The organism is Mesorhizobium sp. WSM4935 (assembly GCF_029625735.1).
Lineage (GTDB): Bacteria > Pseudomonadota > Alphaproteobacteria > Rhizobiales > Rhizobiaceae > Mesorhizobium.
This window is the reverse complement of the sequence record NZ_JARTVR010000004.1, coordinates 248,826-261,284: the sequence shown is the minus strand read 5'-3', so window position 1 is coordinate 261,284 and position 12,459 is coordinate 248,826. Positions and strand designations below refer to the sequence as shown.

Below are 12,459 nucleotides of genomic sequence, written 5' to 3'. Positions count from 1 at the left end.
GAAAACACCCCCCTATAGACGACAGAGCTGCTCCTGACCATTCTTCGCGCGTCCCCGCGCTCAGCCCTTGCGTTCCTGCAGGATGTTGCCGCCGTCCACGACGATGACGGCGCCGTTGACGTAGCTCGCCGCATCAGACGCCAGGAACAGCACGGCGGCCGCGACTTCCTCGGGGCTGCCGGCGCGACCGAGCGGCGTGTTGCGCGCAGCGGCGAGTTCCTCCGGTGTCGAGGCACCCGTCGCGATCCAGCCCGGCGCCACGGCGTTGACCGTGACGCCATCGCGGCCGACCTCCAGGGCGAGCGCATGCGTCAGCCCGATCATGCCGGCCTTGGCCGCGGAATAGGCTGCCTCGCCTTCATTGGATACGTAGGGCCCCGTCACCGAGGCCATGTTGACGACGCGCCCATGGCCGCGTTGCACCATGCCTGACAGAAATCCGCGCGTGCTCAAAAAGGCGGTCTTCAGGCTGACATCGATGCCGCGATCCCAGTCGCTTTCGCTGAGGTCGAGAAACCGTCGCTGCAATGCCGGCTGGGCAACAGTGCCCATCCCGGCATTGTTGACGAGGATGTCGATCTCGCCGGCCTCGGAGCGTAAGCGTTCGACATCGCCGGAAAGCGTCAGGTCGGCCACGACAGCGCTTATATCGAGCCCCTCCCCCCGCAGTTCCTCCGCGCGTTGCTCGATGCGTGCGGACGAAGCGGTGATGACGACAGAAAGACCGGCCTCGCCCAACGCCCGCGCGATCGCGATGCCGATGCCGTCGGCGGCGCCGGCGCCTGTCACCAACGCCTTGCGAGACTTGCGGAACACGATCATTTCCTCTCCACCATTAGAATGCCGGTATGCCGGCGCGGGCACTCATGCCCGCCATGAAACCGTCCACCGGTTCAGTAGCCGGCGCTGACGCCGAAATCGATCGAAAGCGCGGCTCCGGTGATCGGCGCCGCGCTTGGCTGGCAAAGATAGTGGACGAAGGAAGCGATCTCCTCCACCTGGATGAACCTTGCTTTGTCTCGTTGCGGATAGTGTCCCAGCAGCCGGCGCTTGTAACCGTCGGGGTCGTCTCCGCCATAGGTCTTGGCCTGGTATTCGATCATCGGCGTCGCCGTGTCGCCGGGACAGACGGCGTTGACCCTGATGCCTTGCGGGGCGAGTTCCAGGGCGAGAGCCTTGGTCAAAAGCACCAGCCCGCCCTTCGAGGCGCAATAGACGGAAGCCCCGTTGTTGCCGACGATGCCGGCATCGGAGGCGATGTTGATGATCACGCCTTGCGCTGTCGCCAGATGCGGAATGGCCGCCGAGATCAGGAAGAAGGCGCCCTTGAGGTTGACGTCCAGCACCAGGTCCCACTGGTCTTCCTCGACCTCGTTTGCCGGCCCTTCCAGCCAGACGCCGGCGGCATTGACGAGAATGTCGATCGCGCCGCCCCACTCCCTGGCCTTGGCCACTGCGTCGCGGCACGCGGCGACGGAGCGGATATCGAGCGGCAAACCGATCGCGTCCGCCCCTGTCGCGGCAATCGCCGCCACGGCGGCGTCGAGCTTGGGGCCGGCAAGATCGGCAAGCGCGATCCGCTCGCCGTCGGCCGCGAAACGCAGCCCGGTCGCGAGACCCATCCCCCCGGCGCCGCCGGCGATGAGGACCGTCCTGCCAGCCATTCGATAACCTCCGCGAAACGCAGTGCCTGACAGAGGCAACCACGTCACCGGGTCATGTCGCATGGACCAGCCGGGAAAAACAATGATCTCAGCGCGCGTACGGCCCGCGATCATCCCAGCTCGAGCGTCGTGGTACCGAAGACCGTCGACAGGGTGTTGCCGGGCTTGCCGACCTTGTACAGGCGTGTCGGCGCAAAACCCGGAACCATGCCGGCAGGCTGCTCGGCCAACGGCAAGGGTGGACATATCGAAGATCGTCCCGGTGGTCCGGCGGAAACAGCCCATGCCGGTGGCGCGCTCATCGGGACTCGTCAATTCAACGCAGGGCCGCGGGCCAGACTATTATTGGGACGGGTTTCCCGAACCGATGCAAAGAGTTACCAACGGATTCACCCCCTAATCGTCGTTGTTCCAATAGCCAACTGGACAGGACCGGCGAAGATCGGGAATCTTCATTTGTCGTTGCTTGGAATCGCATGGAGTATCGCAGGAAATGCCGCTGAGTGCCGCTGAGATCGCCCGTCATCCGGCAGCGCTTCGCAGCGTCCAGGAACAGGCCAAGGCGCTCATCCATATCTATGAAACAAGCCCGCGGCTGGCTGCCGTCTTTGCCACCCAGCAGCGCTGGCTCCTCGGCCATGTCGGCCTGGCGTTGCATTTCCGGCGCGATCCCAGCGACCGCCGCACCGAGATGACGATGGCGCGTTTCATTGAGGCCGTGCGCCGCAATTCCGTGGCCAGCCGCAACACCGCCGAAGCTTTCGTCAAGGAGATGCTGCACTACAACATCGCCGAATATATCTCGGCCAGCGGTGATGGCCGGGCTCACCCCATGCGGGCCACTGCGAGCACCATCGAGACCTTCACCGGCTGGATCTACGCGCATCTGAGGACGCTTGACCGCATAGACGGCGGGACGCGGCTTGCAGCCTTCCTCGATCGGCCCGAAATGCTGCCCACTCTGCAGCCGCTGATCGCCGACGGGTTGCTCGTCAGCGACGGCGTGCGGGAGCCCGGACCGACTTTCTCGTTGTTTATCTGGCTGAATAACGGCGGCATCGCCATGGACTGGCTGATGTCCGGCATCGATCCGGAGGACGCCCATCTCGACAGGATACCGACCAGCGTCATTTCGGTCAGCGAATTCGCACACTGGCTGAAGCTCTCCCGCACACATCTGGCGCGCAAACTCCATGATGCCGAGGCGCTCGGCAGCATCGGCTGGGTTGGCCAGCGCGGTCATTCCGTGATGTGGGTTTCGCGGCAGTTCTGCGATGAATACATGGCCGTCCAGGCGTCCAAGCTCGCGGTTGTCGACGAAGCTTTCGAAGTCTGTCTCTCGACTCTGAAAGGGCGCTGACCACCGGAACGCCGCAGCCCTGCGCCTGACCGGCCCCCCGCTGGCGGGTGCAGGCCAAAACTGCCATCCGCAACGTGCGAGCACACAGCTCGCCATCATCGACGCGGCTTTCGCCGCCAGCACGACGCGAGCGACGGACTGACCGGTTCTATCCGCCCTTCAGGATGGCGGAAAAACGCGGATCGAAGGCCCGGCTGATCGGCTCGGCCGCGGCGCCCACCGCGATCGCCCAGGGATCGGTGGTGCCGAGCTGCAGCCGTGGCAGGTGCCGGACGGGGCGGTCCGCGATCGAGGGCAGCAGCGGATGCATGGCCTGAAGCAGAAGCCGGGCGAGCGCCTCTGGCGCGCTGCTGGTGAGGATGACGGTTTGCGGATCGAAGATCGTTTCGATCAGATGCACGCTCCAGCGCAGGTCGGACGCGGCTCTTTCGACCCAGCCCATGACCCTCGGGTCTTTAGCAAGCGCCAGCGCGCCGAGCTTTTCGTAAAGCTCCCTCGCGGTGGGGTCGAGGCCGAGATGCTGGTAGAGCGAGGTGAGTGAGGCACGGTGCTCCAACGGCGTCGAGCCCGGGCCGCTTGGCGAAAGCAGCGCCATGCCGACCTCACCCGCATTGCCGTTGCCGCCGCTGTAGAGTTCGCCGTTGAGGATCAGCCCTGCGGCTATGCCGTAACCGACATAAAGGCAGACGGCGTGATCGACGCCATGCGCGGCGCCGACCATCCGCTCCGCCGTCGCGCAGGCCGCCGCATCGTTCTGCAGCCCGACATTGAGCCCGGTGCCGGTTGCCAGCGCCTCCGCCAGCGGAAATTGCTGCCATGCTGGCATCATCCATTTGTTGTCGGGGTTCTTCAGCCCGAACGGCCCCGGCATGGCGATGCCCAATCCGACCAGCCTTCGTTCGGATTGGGAAAACATCCTGGCCAGTTCGCCTCTGACACGATCGACCAAGCCGAGGATGATCGTCACGCCCGCTGAAGGCTCGTCGAGCGGCAGGCCCGCCTCGGCGCGTGCGATCACCTTGCCGACGAGATCGACCACCACCACCCGTGTCAAATGCCGGTCGATCTGCAGCCCGATGGCGAAAGCCCCCTCGGGAACCAGTCGGTAGGGCGTGAAGGGCTGTCCCCTGCCCTTGCGCACCGCATCCAGAGCCATGACCAGGCCGTCCCGCTCGAGATCCTCGACGATGTTGGAAACCGCCTGCTTGGTGAGCTGCGTCGCCCGCGCCAGGTCCGCGCGCGAAAGCGCGCCGTTGAGCCGCAGCGCCTCGATCATGACGCGACGGTTATGCGCGCTGGTACCCTCCTGGTTGGTGCCGCTCTTGGCACGGATCGGGCTGATGTCGTGCACCGTCGCTTCCCTCTTGACTCGATTAAAGGATTGATCGACTAATTAAGTCAAGCGAATTGACTTAATAGGTGAAGTCCCCGCGGTTCTACAAGAAGACGGCAAGGCTTTCGGGCTCCGCCGCACGCCGTTGGAGACGGATCCGATCACACGCGAAGCGAATTCGAGAAGGCGGCTCCCCGCCCCCTCGCAGCTGTCGAAAATGGGAGAAGACAAATGCTGAAATCGATCGGTAAGACACTTCTGGGCGCGGTGTTCGTCGGCGGACTGTTCGTCCCCCACGCCTTTGCCGAAACCACCTTGAACGCGCTCTTCATGGCGCAGGCCGCCTATAGCGAAGCCGACGTGCGCTCCATGACGGAGGCCTTCACCAAGACCAATCCGGACATCAAGGTGAACCTCGAATTCGTCCCCTATGAAGGCCTGCACGACAAGACAGTGCTCGCCCAAGGATCCGGCGGCGGCTATGACGTCGTGCTGTTCGACGTCATCTGGCCGGCCGAATACGCGACCAACAAGGTGCTGGTCGACGTGTCGTCGAAGATCACCGACGACATGAAAAAGGGCGTGCTGCCCGGCGCCTGGACCACCGTCCAGTATGACGGCAAGTATTACGGCATGCCGTGGATCCTCGACACCAAATACCTGTTCTACAACAAGGAAATCCTGGAAAAGGCCGGCATCAAGGCGCCGCCAAAGACCTGGGAGGAGCTCGGCCAGCAGGCCAAAATCATCCAGGACAAGGGGCTGCTGAAGACGCCGATCGCCTGGAGCTGGTCACAGGCCGAAGCAGCGGTCTGCGATTACACCACGCTGGTCAGCGCCTATGGCGGCGACTTCCTCAAAGACGGCAAGCCCGACTTCCAGAACGGCGGCGGCCTCTCGGCGCTGAAATATATGGTCGACAGCTACAAGTCGGGCCTCACCAACCCGAACTCCAAGGAATTCCTGGAAGAGGACGTCCGCAAGGTGTTCGAGAATGGCGATGCCGCTTTCGCCCTGAACTGGACCTACATGTACAACATGGCCAACGATCCGAAGGACTCGAAGGTCGCCGGCAAGGTCGGCGTCGTGCCGGCGCCGGGCGTCGCCGGCACCAGCGAGGTCTCGGCCGTCAACGGCTCGATGGGCCTCGGCATTACGTCGGTGTCGAAGCATCAGGACGAAGCCTGGAAATACATCGAGTTCATGACCTCGCAGGCGACGCAGAACCAGTATGCCAAGCTCTCGCTGCCGATCTGGGCTTCATCCTACGATGATCCGGCCGTCACCAAAGGCCAGGAAGAGCTGATTGCCGCCGCAAAGCTGGGTCTCGCCGCGATGTATCCGCGCCCGACCACGCCGAAATACCAGCAGCTCTCGACGGCGCTGCAGCAGGCGATCCAGGAATCGCTGCTCGGCCAGACGACGCCGGAAGACGCGCTCAAGACCGCCGCCGAAAACAGCGGCCTCTGATCTGGCGTTCCTCAATGCGGGCGGCCTCATCCACGAGCGCCGCCCGTGCTATTTCTGACCGGATGAAGGAGAGAGGCGCCTCTGATGTCGGGCACCTGGATCACTGCTCGCGCGTGGCTGTTGATGCTGCCGCTTCTGGCGATCATGGTCGCCGTAATCGGCTGGCCATTGGTCGATACCGTCAGGCTTTCCTTCACCGACGCCCAGCTTGTCGGCACGGCGGGCAACTATGTCGGCTTCGACAACTACACCAAGATGCTGACGAGCTCGAATTTCACCCGGACCCTGATCACCACCACCTGGTTCGCCGCCATCTCGGTCGCCGCCGAAATGGTGCTCGGCGTGCTTGCGGCTCTCCTGCTCAATCAGGAATTCCGCGGACGCGCCGTCTTGCGTGGGCTGATGATCCTGCCCTGGGCGCTGCCGACCGTCGTCAATGCGACGCTCTGGCGGCTGATTTACAATCCCGAATATGGCGCGCTGAACGCGGCGCTGACCCAACTCCATCTCATCGACGACTATCGCTCCTGGCTGGGTGAGCCCGGAACGGCGCTCGCCGCGCTGATCGTCGCCGACTGCTGGAAGAATTTTCCGCTTGTTGCGCTGATTGCGCTGGCCGCTTTGCAGGCGGTGCCGCGCGACATCACCGCCGCTGCGCTTGTCGACGGCGCCGGGCCGTTCAACCGCTTCCGCTTCGTCATCCTGCCCTATCTTGCAGGCCCGCTGATGGTGGCGCTGGTGCTGCGCACCATCGAGGCGTTCAAGGTCTTCGACATCATCTGGGTGATGACACGCGGCGGCCCGGCCAACAGCACGCGCTCGCTCTCGATCCTGGTCTATCAGGAAGCCTTCTCCTTCCAGCGCGCCGGCTCCGGCGCCTCGCTGGCGCTGATCGTCACCCTGCTCGTCACCGTGCTCGCCGTCGCCTATGCGGCGCTGGTCAAGAAGACTGCCGGGAGCGCGGCCTGATGGAACGCAAGAGCCCGGTCTTCACCGTTTTCGTCTATGTCTGCGCCCTCCTGCTTGCCGTCGTCATCCTGGCGCCGCTTGCCTGGCTCTTCGTCATGAGCATATCGCCGGCGGCCGATCTCGCCGCCAAGCCGCTGCGCTGGTGGCCGCAAGCGGCCGACTTCTCCCGTTACGCGCAGCTTCTGTCGAGGGCCGAGAACAGTGCCGGCGCGGCCTTCACGTCATCGCTGCGCAACAGCATCGAGGTCGCGGGCATGGCGACGCTCGCCGCGATCCTGCTTGCCGTGCCCGCCGGTTGGGCCGTTTCGCGCACGCCTTCGGTCGGCTGGTCGCTGTCGCTGGTGATCGCCACCTACATGCTGCCGCCGGTGGCGCTCTCGGTGCCGCTGTACATGGGTCTGTCCTATCTCGGCCTGCTCAACAACGTCTTCGGCCTGGCGCTGATCTATCTGACCATCCTCGCGCCCTTCACCACCTGGCTGATGAAATCGGGTTTCGATTCCATCCCGCGCGAGATCGAGGCCGCTGCCATGATCGACGGGGCCGGACTGCTCCAGACCTGGCGCATCATCACCTTGCCGCTGGCCGCGCCCGTCGTGGCGACGTCGGCGCTGTTTGCCGTGCTGCTTGCCTGGGACGAGTTCTTCTACGCCCTGCTCTTCACCTCGGACCAGCGGGCAAAGACATTGACGGTCGCCATCGCCGATCTCGCCGGCGGCCGCGTCTCCGACTACGGACTGATCGCCACCGCCGGCGTGCTCGCGGCCTTGCCGCCCGTGCTGATCGGCCTCGTCATGCAACGCGCGCTGATCTCGGGCCTGACCAGCGGCGGAGTGAAAGGATAATCATGACTGCAGAAAAGAAACGCCCGGCCGGGCTTCTCGCGATCGATCGCGAGATGGCGCGCCAGCATGAGGATGCGCTTGCTTCCTTCGAGACCAATCGAGAGGCGGCCGCCAAGGTCGCCGCTTCGATCAGGAAAACCGGCCGGCTCGTCATGCTAGGCATGGGCGCCTCGCATGCCGTCGCCCGCGCGGTCGAGCCGCTCTATCGGGCGCATGGTATCGACGCCATCGCGCTGCCGCTCTCGGAACAGCTTGGACAGCCGCTGCCGCTTGAAGACAGGACGGTGATCGTCACCTCGCAGTCCGGCGAAAGCGCCGAGGTGCTGCGCTGGTTTGGCGGGGCCGGCGATCGCGCCGAAACCTTCGGCCTGACGCTGGAGGCCGGCTCCTTCCTCGGCCGCACAGTGCCTTGTCTCGTCGGTGCCGGCGGCACCGAGCTTGCCTTTGCCGCGACCCGCAGCCTGACCGTGACCTTCGCCCTGCACCTTGCCATACTGGCCGCGCTTGGCGACGATCCGGCCGGCGCGCTCGCCGTGCTCAAGGCGCCTCAGACGGTCGACATCGATGCCGCGCTCGCGGCGCTGAGCACCGTCGCGACCGTCGTCACGTCCGGCCGCAAGCTTCAAGGCTTGGCTGAAGCCCTTGCGCTCGGCTTCACCGAACTGTCGCGCCTGCCTTGTTTCTCACTGGAAGGCGGCCAGTTGCGCCACGGGCCGATGGAGATGCTGGGCCCAAGCATTGGCGTCGTGCTCTTCCGCGGCAATGACCCGACCGCCGAACTCGTCACTGCCATGGCCGTTTCGGTGGTCGAGACCGGCGCGACGCTGATCGTGTTCGACGCTTCGGGCAAACCGCCGGTCGCGGGTGCCGTGACACTGGCCTTCAAACCCGCCACGGGCCTGGCGGCGATCTTCGCCATGCTGCCTGTCGCGCAGCGCCTGATGATCGCCTTCGCCGATTCCCGCGTCGAGAATGCCGGAACGCCGGTGCGTACCACCAAGATCACGCGGAGCGAGTGATGCGGCCGCTCGCGGTGATCGGCAATGTCAATGTCGACCTGATCGTCGGCCCGGTCGCGCCCTGGCCGAAGGCAGGCACCGAGACCGTCGTCGATCACGATGACCTGCGGGTTGGTGGCCAGGCCGGCAACACGGCGCTTGCCTGGCAGGCATTGGGCATCGACTTCGACATTGCCGCCAATCTCGGCGACGACCAGTTCGGGCGCTGGCTGCGCGAAGCCTTCGGACACCGCGCGCAGAAATGGCCCGTTCGTCCGGAGGGCACGACATTGTCGGTCGGCATGACCCATCCCGATGGCGAGCGCACCTTCTTCACCACGCGCGGCCACCTGCCCCGCTTCAGCCTGGGCGACGTGCTCTCGGTGCTGGACGGCAATCGGCTTTCCGGCGGCTATGCGCTGCTCTGCGGTTCGTTCCTCACCGACGACCTGGCGCGCGATTACGACGCCTTCTTCGACTGGGCCGAAGCGCACCGCATCTCCGTTGCGCTCGACACGGGCTGGCCGATCGACGGCTGGACGGAAGCGAACTGCGCCGCTGCGCGCGGCTGGCTGTCGCGCTGCGCACTGGCGCTCTTCAACGAAGTCGAGACGACGACATTGGCCGGTCTCGCAATTCCGGCGGAAGCGGCACGCAAGATCCGCGATGGCATGAGGGACGGCGCGACGGTCGTGGTCAAGCGCGGGCCTGACGGCGCGATCGCCATCGGCGCCGATGGCAAACTCATCGACGTGCCGGCGCCGCGCGTCAGGGTCGTCGACACGATCGGCGCCGGCGACGTCTTCAACGCCGCCTTTCTGGCGGCGCTGGCGGAAGGGCGATCGCTGGAGAACTGCCTGTCAGCCGCCATCCGAGTGGCCTCACGGGCCATCTCAACCCTGCCCCGCGACTATGGCGGGCCGATCCAATTCGAGGATGCCGCCCATGAGCGCGCTTGAAATCCGCGACGTCCGCAAGAATTACGGCAGCGTCGAGACGCTGAAAGGCATCGACATCGCGCTTGAGAACGGCGAGTTCCTGGTGCTGCTCGGCTCCTCGGGCTGCGGCAAGTCCACCTTGCTCAACATCATCGCCGGTCTCGCCGAAGCAACCAGCGGCGACGTGCTGATTGGCGGCCGTTCGGTGCTTGGCGTGCATCCGAAGAACCGCGACATCGCCATGGTCTTCCAGTCCTACGCGCTCTATCCGAACCTGACCGTGAGCCGCAACATCGGCTTCGGCCTGGAGATGCGTAAAGTTCCCGCCGCCGAGCGCGGCAAAGCGGTGCGCGAGGCGGCGAAGCTCCTGCAGATCGAGAACCTGCTCGACCGCAAGCCCGGCCAGCTCTCCGGCGGCCAGCGCCAGCGCGTCGCCATCGGCAGGGCGCTGGTGCGCAAGCCGCAGGTGTTCCTGTTCGACGAGCCGCTCTCCAATCTCGACGCCAAGCTGCGCCTCGAGATGCGCACCGAGCTCAAGCGTCTGCACGAGATGCTGCGCACCACGGTCGTCTACGTCACCCACGACCAGATCGAGGCGATGACGCTGGCGACCCGCATCGCCGTCATGCGCGACGGCCGCATCGAACAGCTGGGCACACCGCAGGAGATCTACAACCAACCCGCGACGCTCTATGTCGCGGGCTTCGTCGGCGCGCCTTCGATGAACATACTGGAAGCGACGGTCGAGGACGGCAAGCTCGCGATCGCCGGCACGGATGCGCGGTTGGCGCTGCCGGTGCGCTACGCCGATACCGCCCGCGATGGTGCTTCGGTCGTCGCCGGGATCAGGCCCGAGGCGCTTCGCCTTGGTCCGGGCGGCGGCGCCGAATTGTCGTTGCCGGTCAAGATCGACGTGGTTGAACTGACGGGACCGGAACAGGTCACCACCGCCCGTGTCGGCGCGCAGAAATTGACCGCAACCTTGCCGCCGCAGGCTCGCGTCGCCAAGGGCCAGCCATGCGCTTTTGCCTTCGACGCGGCCGCGTTGCGCCTTTTCGATCCCGCGACGGGTAAGGCGCTCTGAGGAGCGGCGTTTCCGCACGGGGAGATGCCGTCTTGACGCGGCGGGCGTGGAAACGTCATGTCCGGCGTCACCGCCGTGTGCACGCCTTCCACTTGCGTGGCTTGACCGCCTCAGCGATGGGTATGAACTGGCACAAGCAGTAGAGTGGTTCGCCATTTCCGTGAAACGGCGAACCGCTGTTGACCATACTGAGCCGCTATGGCCGCGGCGCCGTCAATCGATGTCGAAGGACACGCCCTGCGCGAGCGGCAGCGCCTTGGAGAAGTTCACCGTGTTGGTGGCGCGGCGCATATAGGCCTTCCAGGCGTCCGAGCCGCTCTCGCGGCCACCGCCGGTCTCCTTCTCGCCGCCGAACGCCCCACCGATCTCCGCGCCTGAGGTGCCGATATTGACGTTGGCGATGCCGCAATCCGAGCCGTCGACGCCCAGGAAGCGTTCGGATTCCTGCAGGTCGCGCGTGAAGATCGACGACGACAGGCCCGCGCCCACCGCGTTGTGCTGCTCCAGCGCCTCGTCGAAATCGGTGTATCTCATCACATAGAGGATCGGCGCGAAGGTCTCTTCCGTAACGGGCGAGACCTGCTCCGGCATCTCGACCAGCGCCGGATGCACGTAATAGGCATCCGGATGGCCGTTCTCGACGCGCGTACCGCCCGTCACCTTGCCGCCATGCGCTTGCGCTTCCTTCAGCGCCCTCTGCATGTTGTCAAAGGCCGCCTTGTCGATCAGCGGACCGACCAGCGCCTTGCCTTCGAGCGGATTGCCGACCGAGACGGTCTCATAGGCTTTCTTCAGCCGCGGCAACAAAGCGTCATAGACGCTGTCATGCACGAACAGGCGCCTGAGCGTCGTGCAGCGCTGGCCGGCCGTGCCCATGGCGCCGAAAGCGATGGCCCTGAGCGCCATGTCGAGATCGGCGGTCGGGCAGACGATGCCGGCATTGTTGCCGCCGAGCTCGAGCACGGCGCGGGCGAAGCGCTTGGCAAGCCTGGGACCGACCTCGCGGCCCATGCGCGTCGAGCCGGTGGCCGAGACCAGCGGCACTTTCGGATGGTCGACCAGCACCTCACCGACCGCGCGGTCGCCGATCAGCACCTGGAGCAGGCCCTCCGGCGCGTCTGTGCCGAAGCGCTTTGCGGCGCGCCTGAAGATCGCTTCGCAGGCAAGCGCGGTCAGCGGCGTCTTTTCCGACGGCTTCCAGACCACCGCATCGCCGCAGACGAAGGCGAGCGCCGCATTCCACGACCACACCGCGACGGGGAAATTGAAGGCCGAGATGACGCCGACGACGCCCAGCGGATGCCAGGTCTCCATCATGCGGTGCCCGGGGCGCTCGGTGGCGATGGTGAGGCCATAGAGTTGCCGGGAAAGGCCGACGGCGAAATCGCATATGTCGATCATTTCCTGAACTTCGCCAAGGCCCTCGGACGGGATCTTGCCGACCTCGATCGACACCAGCCGGCCGAGTTCGTCCTTATGCGCGCGCAACTCTTCGCCCAGCAGCCGCACCAGTTCGCCGCGCTTCGGCCCCGGCACCAGCCGCCAGGCCTGGAAGGCCTTGTGCGCGGCATCGATGGCTTTGCCGGCGTCCGCCGCCGAGATCGATTCCAGCGCCGCGATCTGCTCGCCCGTCACAGGGCTGCGCACGACGAGGTCGCCTCCAATAAGCGCATCCTTGGCGACGCCGAGCTTTTCCAGAAGTGAGGCCGTTTCCTTCGCTAATGTCATTTTTATCCCTTTCAGATCCCGCCTCTCATCGGGCGGAAATGGAAGCCATGCGCCATGCCGTGACCGTGTC

Annotated in this window: 11 protein-coding genes; 7 read left to right on the top strand and 4 right to left on the bottom strand. The window is 65.3% G+C overall.

Going from position 1 to position 12,459, the window contains the following annotated elements; genetic code table 11:
• Positions 1-60: 60 nt before the first annotated feature.
• A complete protein-coding gene (locus P9273_RS12870; RefSeq protein WP_278049247.1) occupies positions 61-816 on the bottom strand; it encodes an SDR family NAD(P)-dependent oxidoreductase in 756 nt (251 codons plus the stop codon).
• Between the two features lie 77 nt (positions 817-893).
• Entirely contained in the window at positions 894-1,664 is a 771-nt protein-coding gene (locus P9273_RS12865; protein ID WP_278049245.1) for an SDR family NAD(P)-dependent oxidoreductase, read from the bottom strand.
• Positions 1,665-2,157: 493 nt separating this feature from the next.
• Here P9273_RS12865 and P9273_RS12860 point away from each other — a divergent pair, with 493 nt between their 5' ends.
• Positions 2,158-3,024 carry a hypothetical protein gene (locus P9273_RS12860; RefSeq protein WP_278049244.1) on the top strand — a complete coding sequence of 289 codons (867 nt, stop codon included), beginning with the start codon at positions 2,158-2,160 and terminating at the stop codon, positions 3,022-3,024.
• A 148-nt stretch (positions 3,025-3,172) separates the two neighbouring features.
• Here P9273_RS12860 and P9273_RS12855 read toward each other — a convergent pair whose 3' ends face one another.
• Complete coding sequence (locus tag P9273_RS12855) at positions 3,173-4,375, bottom strand: ROK family transcriptional regulator (protein ID WP_278049242.1); 1,203 nt, start codon at positions 4,373-4,375, stop codon at positions 3,173-3,175.
• A gap of 213 nt (positions 4,376-4,588) precedes the next feature.
• On the opposite strand from P9273_RS12855, the gene P9273_RS12850 reads away from it, so the two are divergent.
• From P9273_RS12850 to P9273_RS12825, 6 genes are all read left to right on the top strand, one after another.
• Positions 4,589-5,827, top strand: a complete 1,239-nt coding sequence (locus P9273_RS12850) for an extracellular solute-binding protein (RefSeq protein ID WP_278049240.1) — start codon at positions 4,589-4,591, stop codon at positions 5,825-5,827.
• Between the two features lie 84 nt (positions 5,828-5,911).
• Positions 5,912-6,796 carry a carbohydrate ABC transporter permease gene (locus P9273_RS12845; protein ID WP_040997031.1) on the top strand — a complete coding sequence of 295 codons (885 nt, stop codon included), beginning with the start codon at positions 5,912-5,914 and terminating at the stop codon, positions 6,794-6,796.
• Complete coding sequence (locus P9273_RS12840; protein ID WP_278049239.1) at positions 6,796-7,641, top strand: carbohydrate ABC transporter permease; 846 nt, start codon at positions 6,796-6,798, stop codon at positions 7,639-7,641. The genes P9273_RS12845 and P9273_RS12840 overlap by 1 nt, the downstream gene beginning before the upstream one ends.
• Before the next feature lie 2 nt (positions 7,642-7,643).
• Positions 7,644-8,660, top strand: coding sequence for an SIS domain-containing protein (locus P9273_RS12835; protein WP_278049238.1), 1,017 nt, complete (start codon positions 7,644-7,646; stop codon positions 8,658-8,660).
• Positions 8,660-9,598, top strand: coding sequence for a PfkB family carbohydrate kinase (locus tag P9273_RS12830; protein ID WP_278049236.1), 939 nt, complete (start codon positions 8,660-8,662; stop codon positions 9,596-9,598). Before P9273_RS12835 ends, P9273_RS12830 begins: the two co-directional genes overlap by 1 nt.
• The gene (locus P9273_RS12825) at positions 9,585-10,661 is read left to right on the top strand and encodes an ABC transporter ATP-binding protein (RefSeq protein ID WP_278049235.1); all 1,077 of its coding nucleotides are present in this window, start codon (positions 9,585-9,587) and stop codon (positions 10,659-10,661) included. The genes P9273_RS12830 and P9273_RS12825 overlap by 14 nt, the downstream gene beginning before the upstream one ends.
• A 213-nt stretch (positions 10,662-10,874) precedes the next feature.
• Here P9273_RS12825 and amaB read toward each other — a convergent pair whose 3' ends face one another.
• Positions 10,875-12,389 (bottom strand): L-piperidine-6-carboxylate dehydrogenase, encoded by a 1,515-nt coding sequence (amaB, locus tag P9273_RS12820; protein WP_278049234.1) that lies wholly within the window; start codon positions 12,387-12,389, stop codon positions 10,875-10,877.
• Positions 12,390-12,459 lie beyond the last annotated feature (70 nt).